The organism is Bacillus infantis (genome assembly GCF_020171945.1).
Classification (GTDB): domain Bacteria; phylum Bacillota; class Bacilli; order Bacillales; family Cytobacillaceae; genus Bacillus_AB; species Bacillus_AB infantis_A.
The window spans coordinates 368,372-385,689 of record NZ_JAIVAP010000002.1 but is presented as its reverse complement, the minus strand read 5'-3'; the positions used below and the strand labels follow the sequence as shown (position 1 = coordinate 385,689).

21 protein-coding genes are annotated in these 17,318 nt (G+C 45.9%); 5 read left to right on the top strand and 16 right to left on the bottom strand.

From position 1 onward, the window contains the following. Positions 1 to 36: 36 nt before the first annotated feature. The 3 genes from LCM00_RS05965 to LCM00_RS05955 form a co-directional block, all read right to left on the bottom strand. Entirely contained in the window at positions 37 to 2,364 is a 2,328-nt protein-coding gene (locus LCM00_RS05965; protein WP_224898877.1) for a DNA internalization-related competence protein ComEC/Rec2, read from the bottom strand. Between the two features lie 17 nt (positions 2,365 to 2,381). Then, entirely contained in the window at positions 2,382 to 2,969 is a 588-nt protein-coding gene (locus tag LCM00_RS05960) for a ComE operon protein 2 (protein WP_224898875.1), read from the bottom strand. Between the two features lie 83 nt (positions 2,970 to 3,052). Beyond that, positions 3,053 to 3,697 carry a helix-hairpin-helix domain-containing protein gene (locus tag LCM00_RS05955; RefSeq protein WP_224898872.1) on the bottom strand — a complete coding sequence of 215 codons (645 nt, stop codon included), beginning with the start codon at positions 3,695 to 3,697 and terminating at the stop codon, positions 3,053 to 3,055. A gap of 85 nt (positions 3,698 to 3,782) precedes the next feature. Between LCM00_RS05955 and comER the strand changes: the two genes are divergently transcribed. Continuing rightward, positions 3,783 to 4,607: a late competence protein ComER gene (comER, locus tag LCM00_RS05950; RefSeq protein WP_224898870.1), complete on the top strand. Its 825-nt coding sequence runs from the start codon at positions 3,783 to 3,785 to the stop codon at positions 4,605 to 4,607. Positions 4,608 to 4,728: 121 nt separating this feature from the next. Here the strand turns inward: comER and LCM00_RS05945 are convergent, their stop codons facing one another. From LCM00_RS05945 to LCM00_RS05910, 8 genes are read right to left on the bottom strand one after another with little or no spacing between them, the layout of a single operon-like run. Next, complete coding sequence (locus LCM00_RS05945; RefSeq protein WP_224898867.1) at positions 4,729 to 5,475, bottom strand: class I SAM-dependent DNA methyltransferase; 747 nt, start codon at positions 5,473 to 5,475, stop codon at positions 4,729 to 4,731. Next, complete coding sequence (gene rsfS, locus LCM00_RS05940; protein ID WP_009796232.1) at positions 5,472 to 5,828, bottom strand: ribosome silencing factor; 357 nt, start codon at positions 5,826 to 5,828, stop codon at positions 5,472 to 5,474. The genes LCM00_RS05945 and rsfS overlap by 4 nt, the downstream gene beginning before the upstream one ends. After that, the gene (gene yqeK, locus LCM00_RS05935) at positions 5,829 to 6,398 is read right to left on the bottom strand and encodes a bis(5'-nucleosyl)-tetraphosphatase (symmetrical) YqeK (RefSeq protein WP_224898864.1); all 570 of its coding nucleotides are present in this window, start codon (positions 6,396 to 6,398) and stop codon (positions 5,829 to 5,831) included. Next, the gene (locus LCM00_RS05930; protein WP_224898861.1) at positions 6,388 to 6,957 is read right to left on the bottom strand and encodes a nicotinate-nucleotide adenylyltransferase; all 570 of its coding nucleotides are present in this window, start codon (positions 6,955 to 6,957) and stop codon (positions 6,388 to 6,390) included. The genes yqeK and LCM00_RS05930 overlap by 11 nt, the downstream gene beginning before the upstream one ends. 45 nt (positions 6,958 to 7,002) lie before the next feature. Then, positions 7,003 to 7,293 carry a ribosome assembly RNA-binding protein YhbY gene (gene yhbY / locus LCM00_RS05925; RefSeq protein WP_094767020.1) on the bottom strand — a complete coding sequence of 97 codons (291 nt, stop codon included), beginning with the start codon at positions 7,291 to 7,293 and terminating at the stop codon, positions 7,003 to 7,005. Beyond that, on the bottom strand, positions 7,287 to 8,126 hold the full coding sequence (locus tag LCM00_RS05920) for a shikimate dehydrogenase (protein ID WP_224898858.1): 840 nt from the start codon (positions 8,124 to 8,126) through the stop codon (positions 7,287 to 7,289). Before LCM00_RS05920 ends, yhbY begins: the two co-directional genes overlap by 7 nt. Before the next feature lie 18 nt (positions 8,127 to 8,144). Continuing rightward, entirely contained in the window at positions 8,145 to 9,248 is a 1,104-nt protein-coding gene (gene yqeH / locus LCM00_RS05915; protein ID WP_224898854.1) for a ribosome biogenesis GTPase YqeH, read from the bottom strand. A 3-nt stretch (positions 9,249 to 9,251) separates the two neighbouring features. Next, complete coding sequence (locus tag LCM00_RS05910; protein ID WP_224898852.1) at positions 9,252 to 9,767, bottom strand: YqeG family HAD IIIA-type phosphatase; 516 nt, start codon at positions 9,765 to 9,767, stop codon at positions 9,252 to 9,254. Between the two features lie 498 nt (positions 9,768 to 10,265). Here LCM00_RS05910 and LCM00_RS05905 point away from each other — a divergent pair, with 498 nt between their 5' ends. Next, positions 10,266 to 10,406: a sporulation histidine kinase inhibitor Sda gene (locus LCM00_RS05905; protein ID WP_009796240.1), complete on the top strand. Its 141-nt coding sequence runs from the start codon at positions 10,266 to 10,268 to the stop codon at positions 10,404 to 10,406. Positions 10,407 to 10,501: 95 nt separating this feature from the next. On the opposite strand, the gene LCM00_RS05900 is transcribed toward LCM00_RS05905, so the two are convergent. After that, positions 10,502 to 11,332 carry a phosphatidylserine decarboxylase gene (locus LCM00_RS05900; protein ID WP_404802142.1) on the bottom strand — a complete coding sequence of 277 codons (831 nt, stop codon included), beginning with the start codon at positions 11,330 to 11,332 and terminating at the stop codon, positions 10,502 to 10,504. An 80-nt stretch (positions 11,333 to 11,412) separates the two neighbouring features. Here LCM00_RS05900 and pssA point away from each other — a divergent pair, with 80 nt between their 5' ends. Beyond that, a complete protein-coding gene (pssA, locus tag LCM00_RS05895) occupies positions 11,413 to 11,952 on the top strand; it encodes a CDP-diacylglycerol--serine O-phosphatidyltransferase (protein ID WP_094767014.1) in 540 nt (179 codons plus the stop codon). Positions 11,953 to 12,002: 50 nt separating this feature from the next. Here pssA and LCM00_RS05890 read toward each other — a convergent pair whose 3' ends face one another. After that, a complete protein-coding gene (locus LCM00_RS05890) occupies positions 12,003 to 13,802 on the bottom strand; it encodes a M3 family oligoendopeptidase (protein WP_224898849.1) in 1,800 nt (599 codons plus the stop codon). A gap of 111 nt (positions 13,803 to 13,913) precedes the next feature. Next, positions 13,914 to 14,054 carry a hypothetical protein gene (locus tag LCM00_RS05885; protein ID WP_165352525.1) on the bottom strand — a complete coding sequence of 47 codons (141 nt, stop codon included), beginning with the start codon at positions 14,052 to 14,054 and terminating at the stop codon, positions 13,914 to 13,916. A gap of 487 nt (positions 14,055 to 14,541) precedes the next feature. Here LCM00_RS05885 and LCM00_RS05880 point away from each other — a divergent pair, with 487 nt between their 5' ends. Beyond that, entirely contained in the window at positions 14,542 to 15,510 is a 969-nt protein-coding gene (locus LCM00_RS05880; RefSeq protein ID WP_224898847.1) for a F510_1955 family glycosylhydrolase, read from the top strand. Positions 15,511 to 15,554: 44 nt separating this feature from the next. Here the strand turns inward: LCM00_RS05880 and sigK are convergent, their stop codons facing one another. Then, positions 15,555 to 16,277, bottom strand: a complete 723-nt coding sequence (sigK, locus tag LCM00_RS05875; protein ID WP_094767010.1) for an RNA polymerase sporulation sigma factor SigK — start codon at positions 16,275 to 16,277, stop codon at positions 15,555 to 15,557. A gap of 193 nt (positions 16,278 to 16,470) precedes the next feature. Between sigK and LCM00_RS05870 the strand changes: the two genes are divergently transcribed. Next, positions 16,471 to 16,635 (top strand): hypothetical protein, encoded by a 165-nt coding sequence (locus LCM00_RS05870; RefSeq protein ID WP_165352526.1) that lies wholly within the window; start codon positions 16,471 to 16,473, stop codon positions 16,633 to 16,635. Between the two features lie 488 nt (positions 16,636 to 17,123). Here the strand turns inward: LCM00_RS05870 and LCM00_RS05865 are convergent, their stop codons facing one another. After that, entirely contained in the window at positions 17,124 to 17,264 is a 141-nt protein-coding gene (locus LCM00_RS05865) for a YrzI family small protein (protein WP_009796252.1), read from the bottom strand. Positions 17,265 to 17,318: the final 54 nt, after the last annotated feature.

Below are 17,318 nucleotides of genomic sequence, written 5' to 3'. Positions count from 1 at the left end.
CCTGCGGTGAATGGGAAGGGCTTTCTTAATCTTATATTATGGGAGCTTGAGGGAAAACGTTCCTGCCTTTTCGGTAAATGTATAGGTTATTGCCCCATGAAGATCAGTTCTTAAGATTTTTATTTTCTCTGAACTCAATCTTGAAAGGACTTCTGGATGAGGATGCCCGTATCGATTATTCCTCCCGGCAGAGATAACGGCCGCTTTGGGCTCAATATGACGCAGAAACCGGATTGAACTGGAGGAATTGCTTCCATGGTGCCCAGCTTTAAGTATATCAGCCTTTAGATGAGGGTAGGTTTGTATGATCCAGCTCTCTCCCTCCTCCTCAAGATCGCCTGTAAAGAGCCATCTTAATCCTCCGGCTCTCGCCAGGATGACAAGCGAGCCGTCGTTTTTACTTCCATACTCCCTGCCCTGTATCGGGGAGATGATTTGAAAGCTGCTCCTGCCGATCTGCCATCCGCTCCCTGATCCCGCATAGACAACTGGTATGGACAGTTCCTCCGCCCTCCGGATCAGCGATTTTTCAAGCTCTCCGCTCTCGGCCCCTGAAGGGAACACGATTTCATCGATTATAATCTCATCCAGCACACCAGCTGCTCCCCCTATATGATCCGCATCCCCATGTGTCAGGATCAGTCTGTCCAGCCGGGAAATACCTCTGCTCTTCAAGAATGGCACCACAATATCCTTCCCTGGATCAAATGTTTCTTTTCTTTTTTCCCACTCCTCAGTCTCAAACAGAAGCCTGCCGCCTGTGTCGATCAAATAATTCCCCTTGCCATACGGCAGGGAAACCAGAATGCTGTCCCCCTGCCCTATATCCAGAAAGGTGATTTCCCCTTTTGGAGAGATTCTTTGCTCCAATGGCTGAAAGGAGAAAAGCAAAAGCATGCCTGCAGCCATTTTAAGGGTAAAGTGCTTTTTCTTCTTTTCCCAGATAACCAATAATGCCGGCACTCCTGTCACGTACAGGAACAAAGCAGCTCCAGAAGGCTTTCCCAGCACCAGTACAGCGCCAGGCAATGATCCAAGCTTTCCGGCGGCCATATTAGCCATGTCAGCGCTCCAATCAAGCGCGTTAAGGATCAGGCCCGCATTTTCCCCTGAAAGTATATGGAAGAGGAATCCGAACAGGATGCCAGGCAAGAGAACAAATGAAAAGAAGGGTATATACAGAAGATTGGCGAAGAGAGCGAAAATCGATATCTCATAAAAGAAGAGCAGGATGATCGGGGCGGATGCAAGCTGGGCCACCAATGAAACTGCCATACTTTGGGAAATCCAGTGGTTCAGATTTTTGAAGATAGAGGGAGCAGAAATAATGAGGGCAAAACTGACGCAAAAAGACAGCTGAAATCCAGGTTCGAAGACGATATAAGGAGAAAAGAACAGGCAAGCGGCAAAAACAGAGCTAACGGCATCAATAGGCTGAAGCTTCTTCTTTCCTCTGGCAGCCAGCGAATAAATCAGCATACACATCAGCATCAGCACGGCCCTGGTGACAGAGGGAGACCCCCCACTCAGAACACCGTAAACCGGCAAGAACAGCAGCAGCAGGAGCTTCATCCTTTCGCCGGTAACGCCTGCTCTTTTCCCTATATAAAGGATCATGCCTGCAAGGAGGCCTACATGAAGGCCTGATATTGCCAGAAGATGGACAATGCCAAGCTTCTGGTAGTCCTCCAGCAGGCTGGTGTCCATCAGGCCCCTTTCTCCAAAAACAAGGGCGGCTGCAAGCGGTGCAAGGCTTTCTGGGAATTGTGCTTCAATATAATTTATCCCTGACTGCCTCAGCCTCTTTAATTTTGCCACAGGATGGCTATTCGGGCGGGAACAGCGGCTGAGCAGCAGCGAATCGGCTTCAAGAAGCCAGAACGTTTTCTTTCTTTCCAGATAGAGCCTGTAGTCAAATCCATTCGGATTGACAGCCTTCATGGGCTTTTCAAGGGTGCCATCCACACGGCATACCAGTCCTGGAACCAGATACTTCCGCAGAAGCAGTTTTTCTTTCTCGGAATCCAGCTTATAGACAAGAAGCAGCTTTTCCCCCGTCTTGCTGTCACGGGAGTTTATAGAAACGCGGTTTCCATCAATCTTCCTTTCAGCAAGCTCCAGCTGAAACGTTTTCTCGGCTCCGCTTAGTACACTGTGATTCGCCTTGCCTGCAAAATAGCCTCTGCAGGCAAATATCAGCAGCGTTAAAAATAAAAGAAGAATCATCATTTTTGAAAATCGTTTTATTAGTGCAAATGCACTGAACAGGAATACGGCAAATAGCAATAATGCCATGTTCCCCTCCAGCACGATTACCAGTCCGGCCAGGGCAGCAGCAGCAAAATAAAAAGAATTCCCTCTCACTGATACCTCCTATCATGTTATTTAGCTGTATTGCCAGCCCCGGTTCCGAACAGCATCTCGGCTTCTGCCTGAAGTTTATCCATTCGTTCACGGTCTGTCCCGTTTTTCTTCATCTCTTCCAAAAGGTTTTTAATATATTCAGCCTTTTCCGCACGGTTGAATTCGAGGGAAATGTCTTTATGCTTTACCTGCTCCACCCTGACGCCGGCCTGTTCAAACAGCTCAATCGCATACGGATGGTTTTTATAGGCTTCTGCATAATACACTGTTGCAATGCCAGCCTGAATGAGGGCCTTGCAGCATTGAAGGCATGGGAAATGCGTAACATAAATATCAGCTCCTGCCGTCGGGACACCGAATTTGGCGCATTGAAGAATGCTATTCATCTCAGCGTGGATTGTCCTGACACAATGATTGTCAATGACATAGCAGCCGTGGTCGATGCAATGGTCTCCTCCCGCGATTGAACCGTTGTAGCCGCCGGCGATGATGCGTTTGTCGCGAACGATTGTAGCTCCGACTGCCAGCCTAGTACAAGTGCTTCTTAAAGCAAGCAAATGGCTTTGAGCCATAAAATATTGGTCCCATGATAAACGCTGTTCCATTTTTCTCCTCCTAAAACCTCTTTTTCATAGAATAATCTCCTGCTACAAGTTTAATCTCTTTTTCAAAAGCCCGTCAATGAGGCTCATTTCAATTTTATATAAGATTTAAGCTTTTCAAAGGTTTTTTCACCTATCCCGCTTATCTGCATCAAGTCCTCAAGCGACTTAAACGGACCTTCCGTTTCCCTGTACTCAATGATGGCGGCGGCTTTTGATGGGCCAATACCCGGAATATCCTGAAGCTCCTCACTTCCCGCACTGTTGATATCTACCATTCCATCTTCTCCCGAGGCTGCACTTATTGTCTGTGCCGGTTCAATTCCCCCTGACAATTCCTCCCCTTCTTCCGGTACGTAAATAACCATCTCATCGCCCACTCTTTGGGCAAAGTTAATCCGGGTCTCATCTGCATTTTCTGTCAGCCCCCCTGCCTTTTGAATAAGATCGGCCACACGCTCTCCTTCGGCTGCTTCATATAAACCCGGATTCCTCACACTCCCCTTCACATCGACTTTAATGACAAGCGGAGCAGATTCTTTTTCCTTTTTTTCCTCTCCTTCCTCATCCTCCCCTTGGCCAGGCAATGACTCCAGTTCTTCCTCCATCTGCAGGCTGTCAAGCGGGTCCTCCTTCCCGCTGTTTCCCTGAATAAAAAAATAAAACAGCAAAATTGATAATAATACCGCACCAATCCCGGCCATCGGGCGGTGCTTGATCCATTCCAGCATGCTCGGCATCCCCTTTCAAGGTATATTTGAGTTTTCAAATTCATATCGTTATATGAGATATCTTGCTGTCAAAGGAGGGTTATTTATGAATGTAGGATTTATCGGTACAGGGAATATGGGGAAAATTCTTATTCAGGCCATGCTTGATGCAAAAGCCGTTCCCCCCTCCTCTGTGACGATTACAAACAGAACTTTGGAGAAAGCGGCAGAGATACAGCAGGAATATAGCGGCCTGAAGCTTGCGGAGGGAGCAGCTGAAACGGCTGCCAATTCGGATTTGATTTTCATTTGTGTGAAGCCTCATGATTTTGCAGATGTAATCCAGGAAATCCGGCCATATTTAAGCGATGAGGATTGCGTGATTTCAATAACAAGCCCTATTAGTGCCGAACAGCTGGAATCTTTTGTCCCCTGTTCAGCAGCGCGTGTGATTCCAAGCATTACCAACAGGGCACACGCGGGGGTGGCTCTTGTTACTTACGGGGAGCATTTCAGGGATGAATGGAAGCAGAAGCTCATGCCGCTTATCGAGGCCATTGCCAAGCCAGTGGAAATAGAAGAAGAAATAACAAGGGTATCATCTGACATTGTCAGCTGCGGGCCTGCATTTTTCAGTTATCTGACACAGCAATTCATTAATGCGGCCGTTGCGGAAACAAAAATAAACCGGGAGACTGCCACCGTTCTTGCAAGCGAAATGCTGATCGGAATGGGAGAGCTGCTGAAAAAAGGGCATTATACCCTTCCTGCCCTTCAGCGGAAGGTCTGTGTTAAAGGAGGAATAACCGGTGAAGGAATAAAGGTGCTGGAGAAGGAATTAGGTGATGTTTTTCGGCATGTGTTCCAGGCAACACATTCTAAATTCGAAGAAGATCTCACACAGGTCAAAAAACAGTTCACTGTCCATTAACATTCTCTGTTTCCTTTTAAAATTCCTTCTTATTCCTTTGCTGCCTCTGACTTTTTTTAAAAAAGAACCTTCCGGGAATGCCGGGAACAGCAAAAGCCGCCCCATCAGGGAGCGGCTTTTGCTAGTTTTTACGGCAAATGAAAAAGATTCTTTCCGACTCTTGCGCCGGAAGCTCGGTCTCAAAGTCCGCTGTTATTTCCAGCAGGGTAAAGCCTGCCTTTAAAAGCCAGTCTTTATAGATATCAATAGGATAAGTGCGCTGCAGATGCAGCTCATCATATCTGTCATATTTCATGATCGAAGGGTCCAGCTGAAAGAAAGTCAATTCATGCTCAACACTGAAAGGATGCTCCCCAGGGAAGCATTCCCAAATATAAGAGATTTCATCTTCATTCAGGGCAAAGGTCTGATCCCTGAAGATATGCTCCATCTTATAGACAGAATGTACATCAAAGATGAACAAACCGCCTTTCTTCAGGTGCCTTCCCACACTCTCGAATGTCTGCTCAACCTCTTTTTCGCTCTGAAGATAGTTCAGGGAATCACAGAAGATCCCTGCAATATCATACTCGCCAAGCCCCTCGAGTTCTGACATGTCCTGCTGATAAAAAGAGATATCTGCCCTCTGCTCCATAGATTTTGCCTGGGCGACAGCGAGCATATCCTCCGATAAATCAACTCCGGTTACATTGTATCCGGCTTGTGCGAGACGGACAGAAAGCTCCCCGGTGCCACAGGCAAGATCAAGAAGGCGCTTCCCTTCGATGCCGTACTTCTCCGCACTGCTTTTTACTGTTTCCACCCAACACCCATAAGGCACATCCTTCATCAGTGCATCATAAAGGTAGGCGAACTTCCCATAGGTCATTGTCCAAGCACGCTCTGGACATCCACTGAAGGTGCATCGCCCCACAGGCGTTCTAAGTTATAATAGCTTCTTTCATCCTTATGGAAGACATGGGCTACGACATCACCGAGGTCAACGAGTATCCATCTCGCCTCGTCGAATCCTTCCATCCGGTTGACTGTATAGCCAAGCTCTTCGCTTTTTTCTTTCATTTCACGGGCGATTGCCTGGACCTGCTTATCAGAATTGCCGTGGCAAATCAGAAAATAATCTGAGATTAGGGATATCCCTTTCATATTCAATACCACAATATCTTCTGCTCGTTTATCATCGGCTGCTTTTACAGCCATATCTAATAAGGCGCGTTCACTCATTTAATCAGTCTCCTTTTTCATTACAAGATCATTATACGACAGAAAAGTCAGCGGAAACACCGGCTGATTCTTCTTCATTAAAAACGTGATAGTATTCTGCATTGCTTTTATTAAGGCTCCATCAAGATCTGCTTCAGCCAGTTTCCGGACTTCATCCACCCCTGGAAAATGCCTGCCGGGTTCAATATAGTCGGCGAGATAAATAATTTTGTCAAGCAAAGGCATTTGCGGCCTCCCTGACGTATGATACCGGATTGCATCCAGGATTTCAGGATCGGTTACCCCTGCCTCTGATTCTGCAAGGTAGGCACCAGCAGGAGCATGCCAAAGCTCGCTGTTATACATAAGGAGCTCCTCAGGCATTTTTTGCTCTATGATGATCCTCTTCATTTCTTCCTTGGGGCGGAACTTCGCATAATCATGGAGAATAGCTGCCGTTTCGGCCTTTTTAATATCAGCCCCGAAGATCCGGGCAAGGCCGATTGCCGTTTCCATCACACCGATTGTATGCTGGTAGCGGTGTTCCGTTAATTGTTTCTTTACTATTTTTAGATAAAATTCACGATCCATACAAACGATTCTCCTCAATATACTTCCTGACGCTTTCCGGAATAAGATAGCGCACGGTCTCCCCCTGGCTGAGCCTTTCCCTGATCATGCTCGATGAAACATCCATCTGCGGCACATCAACCTGGACAACCGGATAGTCAGTACGGCTGTTATAGGAAGGCCTGCCGACGCCAGCAAAGACGGCAAGCTTAAGGAGTTCATTTATTTTATACCACTTCGGCAGATACTCAATCATATCAGCCCCGATGATAAAATAGAATTCGGTATCCTCATTCTGCTCTTTAAGCAGCTTCATTGTATCATAAGTGTAGGAAGGCCCCCCGCGTTCCATTTCAATTTTCTGGATTTCAAAGCGCGGGTGCCCCTCTATCGCAAGCTCCAGCATTTCTACCCTAGCTTGATCAGATGCAGCTGAAGACTTCTTTTTATGCGGGGGATCCTGGTTTGGCATAAACCAGACCTTGTCCAATGAAAGGGAATGGAGCACCTCATTTGCAATCAGCAGATGGCCATGATGGGGAGGATTGAACGTACCTCCAAGAATGCCGATTCTCTTCATCTGCAGTCCTCCTTTTGCCGCCTCCTGGCTGCAATCAAGCCTTCATTATGGCAGCTGGATTTGTTTGTTTTCTTTTGATTCTTTATAAAGGACGATCATATTGCCGATGATCTGCACCAGCTCTGCTTTAGTCCCTTTAACGAGCTTCTCAGCCACTTCGTCTCTATCTTCATCACAGTTCTGCAGGATGCTTACCTTCAGCAATTCCCTTGCCTCGAGCGCTTCCCCGATCTGTGCGATCATATTTTCGTTCACCCCGCCTTTTCCAACCTGAAAAATCGGGTTCAAGTGATGTGCCTTTGAGCGCAATAATCTTTTTTGTTTTCCTGTTAACATGTTTGTCCTCCCAGTTGTGTAATAACGCCTGCTTCCATCCTGTCTGTATCCGGAAAGGTTCCAGTCCACCTTTCAAAGGCCAATGCCCCTTGGAAGACAAACATTTTCAGGCCATTCTGGATGGATGCACCTTTGTTTTTAGCTTCCCGCAAAAATTTGGTTTCAAGCGGGTTATATATAATATCGCTGACAAAAGCATTGGCCTTCAGGTTATACATTCCAAAGGGCAATGCATCCAAGCCGGGCAGCATTCCGATCGGTGTTGTCTGGATGATGATATCATACTCAGCCAATTTTTCTTCTGCCTGCTGAAAACCAAAAGCATTTGTTCTAACAGGAAAGGGGCATTTGTCCGCAAGAGCCTCCGCCTTCGCGGCTGTCCGATTGCTTATATCTATTGCCTGAACGCCTTTTTGCGCGAGCGTATAGTAGATTGCCCTTGCCGCTCCTCCTGATCCGGCAATCAGGATTTTTTTCCGGCTGAAATCAGGCAAATCAGAAGCGAGGCCTCTTACATAGCCCTCCCCATCCGTGTTATAGCCAATCAATTTCCCATCTTTATTAAGGACAGTATTCACCGCCCCAATCGCCTCTGCCAGCGGATCGATTTCATTCAGAAAAGGCATGATTTCTGTTTTATGGGGTACAGTGACATTAAAGCCGGCAATCCCGATTGCCCGCAGCCCCTTCACTGCGTCCCCTAAATCTTCCCGGCTGACTTTAAGCGGAACATAGCAGGCATCCAGACCATATACATTAAACAGATCATTATGCATCGCCGGCGACATTGAATGGCCAATCGGATCGCCGATTACAGCAAAGAGCTTTTTCAAGTCCCTCTCCCCTTTCTGTTAAATCAGGGATTTCCTTACCATCGCCTGCACTCCTTTAGGTACATAAGCGGCAACCTTCGTTCCCGGCTCACTCACTGTAACCCAGCCCAGACCAGAAATCACAATATCGGTTTTCCCTTCCTTGACAGTGAATTCATGCCTGACAAGCTCAGGAAATTCATCCATCTGTTCAGGGCGGGGCGGCGTCAGCATTTCCCCTGCGTGCTTCTCATACAGTTCATCTGCATTTTCAAGCTTTGTGCGATGAATATTGATTTCGTTGGATACATGGCAAATGAATGCCTGTCTGCTTCCGCTGATAAAATCAAAGCGCGCCAGGCCGCCAAAAAATAAGGTCTGTCCTTCATTAAGCTGATATATCTTTGGCTTGATTTCCTTCTTAGGCATTATCACCTTAAAGTCACGCTTATCGACAAAGTGGGCCATCTGATGATGGTTGATGATGCCCGGTGTATCAACCAGAGCTTTTCCATCCTCTAAAGGTATCTCGATAATATCCAGAGTTGTCCCTGGAAAATGGGAAGTTGTGATGATATCCCCTTCTCCTGTTACTTCCTTCAGGATCCGGTTGATGAAGGTCGATTTGCCGACATTTGTACAGCCGACCACATATACGTCCTTGCCTTCCCTGTACTCATCTATCGCAGAAGCCACCTCCTGGATCGACTGCCCTTTTGCAGCACTGACAAGGAACACATCTTCCGGCCGGAGCCCCAGATTTTTCGACTCCTGCTTCATCCAGTTGATCAGTTTATTGCGCTTCACTGATTTTGGAAGCAGATCTGCTTTATTGCCGACCAAAAGAACCTTATTGTTCCCTGTAAAACGATGCAGTCCCGGAAGCCAGCTTCCATTGAAATCGAAGATATCGACAATCTTGACGATCAGAGCATCGCTTCTTCCGATTTCATTCAGGATTTTAAGAAAGTCGTCATCAGTTAAGCTGACATCCTGAACTTCATTATAATGCTTGAGGCGAAAACAGCGCTGGCAGACGATCGCCTCTTTCTCTAAAGCTGATTTTGGTGCGTAGCCGAGCTCCTCGGGATTTTCTGTCTGGACCTTCACTCCGCAGCCTATACATACAAATTGTTCACTCACGCATTAATCCTCCCATTGAATCTTGCCTTTTTTTCTGAACCAGTTTAGAATCCGCCTTTCAACTTTGCGGTTAAATCTTGTTACAAATCCGTCCGTCTGGGCAACGGGGACGACGAGGATTGTATGGAACCCGCTCCTGTTGCCGCCAAGAACATCGGTAAGCAGCTGGTCACCTATTACAACCGTTTCTTCCTTTTTAAGGCCCATCTCACCAAGTGCCCTGTTAAAAGCCCTTGTCATCGGCTTGCGTGCCTGGAAAATGAACGGGATGCCCAGGGGCTCAGAAAAGGACTTTACACGGATTTCTTTATTATTCGAAACAATTGTCACCTTGATGTTCTGATGCTTCATTTCCTCAAACCATTTGATAAGCTTCGGGGTAGCAAGAGGCCTGTCCCACTCAACAAGCGTATTGTCCAGGTCAGTGATGATTCCCTTTACTCCCTTTGCCTTAAGGCTTTCGGGTGTTATTTCAAATATATTCTTAACATGCTGATCAGGCAAAAAATGCTTTAACATTGAAAACACCTCATTATTTTCATCCATTTTTGCAATGTATCCATCATACCCAATTTTAACCGCCAGTTCAAAATAAATCTTGCAAAGAGTGATCCTTTTTTAAAGGCTGTATTAATGTACCTTGCTGATTTTGGGCTCATTTGTGTGAAACTCTGTTTCACACACATTTCAGCAAAGCTTTTTAAAAGATGCCTGACAGGCAGTAGATAGATTCTCAGCTTTATTCCAAAAGATACCCAAATATTTTTCGACAAAATTCAAAGCGCTTCCAGCATGTGGATAACTTTATTCACAAAACCCACTATGTTTTATATAATATTTTCCCATTTATAAACAAAATAATCACAGGTTATCCACCGGTCTATGTGGATAATCAGAACGGTTGTTCCTTCCGTTTATTTCTGATAGAGTAAGGGTACAACAAAACATCTTACATTATATGTATATAAATATGCTTTTTAGAACCGTTATTTTACCGGACAGGAGGTACGGATTTATATGCGCAAGCTGTCGGACGAGCTGCTGATCGAATCTTATTTTAAAGCCAGGGAACTGAACCTCAGCCCGGACTTCATCCGCCTGATTGAAACCGAAATCCACAGGCGTTCATTGACACATAAGATAAGGGTTTCCTCTTAAACAACAATGATACATAAACATTCCAGAAGGCATGAAAGAACAGAGGGTGAGCTCAGGGCTCACCCTTTTGCTTTACTCTCTTTTCAAACCCGGAATCACTGCTGCATAAATTCCCCTATTGCTTCCCCGACTTTGATATGCGCCGGAAGCTGAAGATTGTCCGCAGGCTTGAAGGTGCCTGCTTCAAATAAGAGGACCACAGTCGATCCAAAGGAGAAATAAGCCATTTCTTTTCCTTTTTCGAGCTGTTCACCTTCGTGGGTCGCTTCAATAGTATTGACAAACATGGCGCCTACCTTAACAATGGCAAGATGGCCAAAAGCGTGGGCTACCTCCGTAACAGTACGATAATTTTTGGATAGCGGGGCTTTACCATATTTCAGTCCATGCTTATTGACTGGATAGGATTTGCCGCCCAGGGTCCACTGTCCTTCTACAGTCCCTGTAACCGGGCTGTGGATGCGGTGATAATGGCTTGGGCTCAAGTAAAAGATCATATAATGCCCATTCCTGTATTTTTTCAGTGCATCCTGATTGCCAAGCATTTCTTCAATGGAATAGACCTTTCCTTTTACGGTGATCATGTGGTCATCCTGAATGATGCCAATATCTTCTATCACTGCGTCAACCGGGCTGCCCGCAGCAGCCGGACTCGGATCCGCCGGGCGCATCCCGCCCTTCAGGCGCCGGATGAAGAAGTCGTGAAGTGTAGGATATTCGTCGATGGACTTATCCATTTCTTCTATATTAATATTATAGGCATTTGAAAATGGCCGGATCATAATGCGGCTCTTTTTCGAGCGTGCAAACCTGCGCAGTAGTGCAGAGGTGCCTTTTCCGTTTGTAAGTTCAATGAACATTCGATATATTGGACGAATCAAGTTTTCAGCCTCCAGAGTTTGAGAATGCTCTTTACGTACATGCATAAAAGAATTAAAATAAAATATTATTATATAACAAATCGAAAATAAGTTGTATCCTTTCCGGCTTATAAGGAGTGAAGAGATTGTTCTTATTGGAGGTTTTTGACAGCACTGTCAAAAAACTAAAGACCCAGACAGCGAATGCTTTAACGCTTCTGAACCTTTCGCTCGGCGGTTTTGCCATCATCTACAGCCTTAAGGGCAGCCTGAACCTCAGCCTTTTGCTCATTTTTATAGCGGCGCTTGCCGACCGATTTGACGGCATGCTGGCCAGAAAGCTGAATATCGAATCAGAGCTTGGCAAACAGCTGGATTCCATGAGTGATATTATATCATTTGGCGTGGCTCCGGCGTTACTCATTTATCAATCTGTTCTGTTTGATTTCGGGGCTCCCGGCTCCTTCTTCACCGTCTTCTATATAGCATGCGGCGCTTTCAGGCTGGCACGCTTCAATATTTCTGAGAATACCGGCTATTTTACCGGGCTGCCAATCACTGCGGCAGGCTGCCTGGCCACACTCAGTTTTCTTGCTGTCCCATACTTCCCGCAGCATTTTTATTTATACCTCATGATGCTCCTCTCCCTTCTGATGATCAGCCCATTCAGGCTGAGGAAAATGTAAAAGCTAAGAATGCATTTAAAAAACCGCACAGATATGTGCGGTTTTCATTGTTATCTTTTTTCAGTCAGGCTCAGGAATTCTTCGACATCATCCATACACAGCTTTACAGCTTTTTCCCAGAAATCAGGCTTAGTCAAATCAGCATTCAAATGCTTCATCGCCAGATCCTCGACTGTCATGGAAGCTGTATCTTTAAGCAGGCTGATATACTTTTCTTCATAACCTTTTCCTTCTTCCAGTGCATTGGCATAAATGCCAAGGGAGAAAAGGTACCCAAATGTATAAGGGAAGTTATAGAACGGAACCCCGGTAATATAGAAGTGAAGCTTCGATGACCAGAATGATGGATGATACTCATCCAGGGCATCGGCGTAGGCCTCTTTTTGGGCATTGAGCATCAGTTCATTAAGGCGCTCGCCGCTTACCATGCCATTTTTGCGCTCATTGTAAAAGCTTGTTTCAAAAAGGAAGCGGGCATGGATATTCATCAGGAGCGCCACAGAACGCTGAATTTTGTCCTCCAGCAGGGCCAGCTTTTCCTCTTCCGCTTCCGCATTTTTAACAGCTGCATCAGCCACGATCATTTCAGCAAATGTAGAAGCTGTCTCCGCGACATTCATGCTGTAATTCCTGTTAAGCGGATGCAGATCTTTCATGGCATAAGTATGGAATCCATGGCCCAGTTCATGCGCAAGTGTGGACACGTTTGAAGGAGTCCCGGAATAGGTCATGAAAATCCTGGACTGGCTGCTTTCAGGGAAATAAGTATGGAAACCTCCTGGACGCTTGCCAGGACGGTCCTCGGCCTCAATCCATTTATTTTCGAATGCCATTTTTGAGAATGAGGTCATTTCCCCGCCAAATTTTGAGAAGTGATCCAGGATGAATTCCGCTCCCTCCTGATAAGGCACCTTAGTCTCTGTAGAACCAAGCGGAGCATCAAGATCATACCAGCTGAGCTTTTCAAGTCCAAGCAGGCTTGCCTTGCGGTTCAGGAATTTCACCAGCGGCTGTTTGTTTTTGGAAATGACACCCCACATTGCATCCAGGGTTTCTTTTTTCATCCTGTTGATCTCAAGCGGCTCTTTCAGAACATCGTCCCAGCCGCGCATTTTGTAAACATTCAGCCTGAAGCCGGCAAGATGGTTAAGTGTCTTCGCCAGATAGTCCTGTTCTTTGTCCCAGGCATTTTCCCACTCTTTAAATACATTCTTCCGGACACTTCTTTCCGGGCTTGAAAATTTATTGGCTGCCTGGCCGACAGACAAAAGCTGTTCCTGCCCTTTATCACTGAAAGGAATCCTGATCTTTCCGACGATTACATCATACATCTGTCCCCAGCTGTGGTACCCGTCAATACCGAGTGCATTGATGAGGGATTCCTCCTGCTTGGACAGCTTCTCAGCTGCCCTTTCACGGCGCTCTGTAAGGACGAACTCAAGCTCTGACAATTTATCATTCTGCAGGAGCTCCTTCCATCCCTCATCAGAAAAACCGGCCAGCTTCTCGTCAAAATCAGTCAGCGCATTCTGAAAGCCTGCACTAAGTACTGTGACTGCAGCACGAAGCTCACTGGCTTTGCTGTCAGCCATATTCTGCGCTTCAAGGCAGCTTACAAATGCTCCTGCCTGGCGCAGTTTCTTGGTGGTTCCTTCAAATTTCCCGATCAGGTTCAGCAGGGTCTGCTGATCCTGCTCTGCCGATGATGGCTGCCAGCCTTCTGTCAGCGCGATAAATTCATCGATCAGCTCTTTAGTTTGATCTATATGTACTGCAAAATCCTTGGAGGAGCTGCCCCCTTCGAAAAAAACATCCAAATCCCAAACCTCTGAATATAAAGCTGTTGCCATTGTTAGTCCCCCCTTATGTATTCTAGTCTATTATAGGTTTATTTTTCCGAAATTTCTATCAATATGCACGATAACAAGGGATGGCCGGTCCACCATCCCCCCTTGCTGCTGCTAGCAGTTGCCGTAATAATTCCATCCCCCGAACACGATCAGCAGGATCAGAAGTACGACAATCAGCGCATACCATGCGCCCCCTGCCCTGTAATAGGGCACTGGCGGAGGCGGCGGATAGTAAGGATATGGATAATACACTGCTCCCTTACCTCCCTTCAGACTAAGGCTGCCAGATGAAATTTATTAGACTTTCTGATTCTATTTTATGCAGTACAAACGCCCCTGTTTGGGCAAACATGCCGGTTTCCGCGAAAAGAGCATAAATTTGTAGCAATTCATTCCCGGGTGAATACCCTGCATTATAGCATTGGAACGGGGGGATTCCATGAAGATCATTTCGATTTGCCGGAGATGTAAAGGAACAGGCCGGGCTTCAGCATTCAGGCTGTTCAAGAAAAGCTGCTCCCTTTGCGGAGGATCCGGAAAAATAAAAATTACCATTTCTGAACAGCAAAAAAGCACTGGGCACTCCTGAAAATTTTTCTTCCTATAGATTGCAGATTTTTGAAATGGACAAGCATATGGCACACTTAAGCTCTTTTGTGTCTTTTCTGATATAATATTGTCAGCGCACAGGCTTATTAAGAAGCCGGATTGCTGACTATACATAGCTGGAGTGAATACAATGAAGTTGAGAATAGCAATAATTGCCCTGCTTTCCTTCACCCTGCTCATTATGCTGGCAGGATGCACACCTGAAAAAGAGGAGCAAAACAGCAGCCAGGAGAAGGAACAGGCCGGGAAAGAGGAAGCATATGAAATTGAAAAGGCAGAAAAACAGCAGATCAGCAATATTTATGGCCTTGGCTATCCTGGAAATGATGATGCGCTTTATACAGCAGAAGAAGATGGCCTGAAATTCTATAAAGACGGCCAATGGCTTGAGCAAAATAAAAACAAGCATATGTATACGGGCTTCCAGGCAATCGAAAGCGGATTTATTGCAAGCGGAAAGCCTGCAGAAGGAGCAGGACTGAGAAGCCCGCTCGGCATTATCAAAAGCGATGATAAAGGAGCTACCTTGTCCCAAATCAAGTTCTATGGCAAAGACCAGTTTTATTTCCTGGCCGCAGGCTTCAGTGGAGATACCTTATACGTCATCAGCCAGGAGCCTGAATCAGAGCTTGGTGCCGGGGTTTTCCGTTCCACTGATAAAGGAGAGAATTGGGAGCCAGCGGAATTGGAAGGAATTGAGTCCGATACTCTTGGGATGATAGCTGTTCACCCTTCAAAGGAGGGCGTGATGGCCATGTCTACCCGCTCAGGGATCTTCCTGTCCAATGATTTCGGAAAAACGGTCCAGCGAGTCACAGATCCTGTTATGACCACTGCACTGGCATTTACGGAGGACAGTCTGATTTATTCCTCAGTGGAAAATGAAAAAATCCTTTTAAAAAGCCTTGACCTTGCCAGTTTGGAAACCGAGGGGCTTGACATACCTTTTCTGAGTTATGACAATCCGATCACTTATATTGCTGCAAATTATAAAAAAGCTGGCACCATCTCGTTTTCCACCTATTTATATGATATCTACGAATCTGCTGATTCCGGGGATCATTGGAACCAGCTTCTGAAAAACGGAAGAATTAAATAATGAAGAAGGGCACTATCCCCAGTGCCCTTCCTGTTAGCAAGGGACTATTTATCCCCGCTTTTTCTTTTCTCTTTTTCTGCCCGGTAAAATTCATGGAACATTTTCATGAGCGCCCGCTTTTCGATTCTGGATACATAGCTCCTCGATATCCCGAGCTCCTTGGCAATTTCCCTCTGGGTCTTTTCTTTTTTCAAATCAAGCCCAAATCTGCCGATGATGACCTCTTTCTCCCGGTCATCCAGCACATCAATATACTCCTTAACCTTCTCCAGTTCCATATTCAGCTGAATCGTATTAATAACATCCTCTGACTCAGACTTCAGCACATCAATCAGGGAGATTTCATTACCTTCTTTATCCTGTCCGATCGGATCATGGAGAGAAACATCCTTCTTTGTTTTCTTAAGGGCCCTGAGATGCATGAGGATTTCATTTTCAATACAGCGTGCGGCATAGGTTGCAAGCTTTGTGCCTTTCCCTTCTGAATAGCTTTCAATTGCCTTGATCAGGCCGATGGTGCCTATAGAAATGAGATCTTCTGAATCCTCTCCCGTGTTTTCAAATTTTTTCACAATATGCGCCACAAGCCGCAGATTATGTTCAATCAGCATATTGCGTGCATGGGCATCGCCTTCCGCCATGAGCCGCAGATACTTCCTCTCGTCGGCAGCTGAGAGCGGCTGGGGAAAAGCATTGTTTTTTACGTAAGAGACAAGGAAAAAAATCTCCTTCACCAAATAGCCAAGTGCTGTTGCAATTCCTGACATAAATGCACCCCCGCTTTCTAGGACTATTGCCTATATCTCATTCCTATGAAAGCGCAAGCCATGTTTTGTCTGTCCCACATATATTTTTCCAAACAATCATGCCCGGCATTGCTTCCCGGCTAGCTGTACAGCATTAGACAAAACAGCTTATTCTCTATAGAATGTAAGGACAAGATATGAAAGAGGTTACATTATGCTACCGCAAAAATTAATCATTTTATTGGTTCTAATTATAGTCTTATTATCAACCGCAGCTGAGTTTATCTTTGAAGGACTTTCTGCGAGGGGACTGTTTCTGCTGGCAGCGACGGCCGGCTTGACTTTTTATCTGTGGAAGCGTCCGGAAAGAGAAAAATAAGCTTAAGCGGGGATTTTTTAAGGAAAGAAGCAGAATAGCGATTCCAGCTCACAGTTCCCAAATCGCTATTTCAACAAAAAGAAGCACAAGCAGGTTCTGAGGTTCCCCCAGTCCCGCTTGTGCTTCTTTTCTGTCATTCCGCCCCTACCTCGGCTGAGATGATCAGGCCGGCTGCACAGCAGACTACCAATCCCATTACAATCATGAACATGGTCAGCACTCCCTATGGTTAGTCACTTCCTGACTTGAATGTACCATATGAAAGCAGCATGGCTGCGCCCCTGTTGTGAAAGTTTTGTTAACCTTGTTTTTTGGCGGCCTTTTTCCTAAACGGCAATGTCAGCAGCAATACGTTCAAAAGCATCTTTCATTCCTCCCAACCGATCAGTTAGGTGGAGTCCTTCTCCACCCAGAAGATTGCCTCACGGCCCTGCATTAAGTAAATCATCTAAAATTCCACCTTTCGCGAAGTATTTTTTCAAAACAGATTAAAATGGGCGGTACATAGAATATTGGCGATCCTTGTTTTGATCATGAATCTTTTTGGCTTGCTCCTGCATCATAATTTCTTCTGCAGTCATTGTTCGCTTTCTAATCGTAATTGATAAAAATAGAATATTTAGTGTCATAATGTCTCACCTCCCTTGTCATATCCTGCGGGCACGCAAAAAGGCCGCAGAGGA

What these genes read in the sequence shown, in the direction of transcription:
- LCM00_RS05900 (WP_404802142.1), bottom strand. Translation starts at nt 11,332, where the DNA reads ATGCATGTACGTAAAGAGCATTCTCAAACTCTGGAGGCTGAAAACTTG.
- LCM00_RS05930 (WP_224898861.1), bottom strand. Translation starts at nt 6,957, where the DNA reads ATGAAGAGAATCGGCATTCTTGGAGGTACGTTCAATCCTCCCCATCAT.
- yhbY (WP_094767020.1), bottom strand. Translation starts at nt 7,293, where the DNA reads ATGTTAACAGGAAAACAAAAAAGATTATTGCGCTCAAAGGCACATCAC.
- LCM00_RS05880 (WP_224898847.1), top strand. Translation starts at nt 14,542, where the DNA reads ATGAAGTTGAGAATAGCAATAATTGCCCTGCTTTCCTTCACCCTGCTC.
- comER (WP_224898870.1), top strand. Translation starts at nt 3,783, where the DNA reads ATGAATGTAGGATTTATCGGTACAGGGAATATGGGGAAAATTCTTATT.
- LCM00_RS05960 (WP_224898875.1), bottom strand. Translation starts at nt 2,969, where the DNA reads ATGGAACAGCGTTTATCATGGGACCAATATTTTATGGCTCAAAGCCAT.
- sigK (WP_094767010.1), bottom strand. Translation starts at nt 16,277, where the DNA reads ATGTCAGGAATTGCAACAGCACTTGGCTATTTGGTGAAGGAGATTTTT.
- rsfS (WP_009796232.1), bottom strand. Translation starts at nt 5,828, where the DNA reads ATGAGTGAACGCGCCTTATTAGATATGGCTGTAAAAGCAGCCGATGAT.
- LCM00_RS05910 (WP_224898852.1), bottom strand. Translation starts at nt 9,767, where the DNA reads ATGTTAAAGCATTTTTTGCCTGATCAGCATGTTAAGAATATATTTGAA.
- LCM00_RS05890 (WP_224898849.1), bottom strand. Translation starts at nt 13,802, where the DNA reads ATGGCAACAGCTTTATATTCAGAGGTTTGGGATTTGGATGTTTTTTTC.
- LCM00_RS05945 (WP_224898867.1), bottom strand. Translation starts at nt 5,475, where the DNA reads ATGACCTATGGGAAGTTCGCCTACCTTTATGATGCACTGATGAAGGAT.
- LCM00_RS05870 (WP_165352526.1), top strand. Translation starts at nt 16,471, where the DNA reads ATGCTACCGCAAAAATTAATCATTTTATTGGTTCTAATTATAGTCTTA.
- LCM00_RS05905 (WP_009796240.1), top strand. Translation starts at nt 10,266, where the DNA reads ATGCGCAAGCTGTCGGACGAGCTGCTGATCGAATCTTATTTTAAAGCC.
- LCM00_RS05955 (WP_224898872.1), bottom strand. Translation starts at nt 3,697, where the DNA reads ATGCTGGAATGGATCAAGCACCGCCCGATGGCCGGGATTGGTGCGGTA.
- LCM00_RS05865 (WP_009796252.1), bottom strand. Translation starts at nt 17,264, where the DNA reads ATGACACTAAATATTCTATTTTTATCAATTACGATTAGAAAGCGAACA.
- yqeK (WP_224898864.1), bottom strand. Translation starts at nt 6,398, where the DNA reads ATGGATCGTGAATTTTATCTAAAAATAGTAAAGAAACAATTAACGGAA.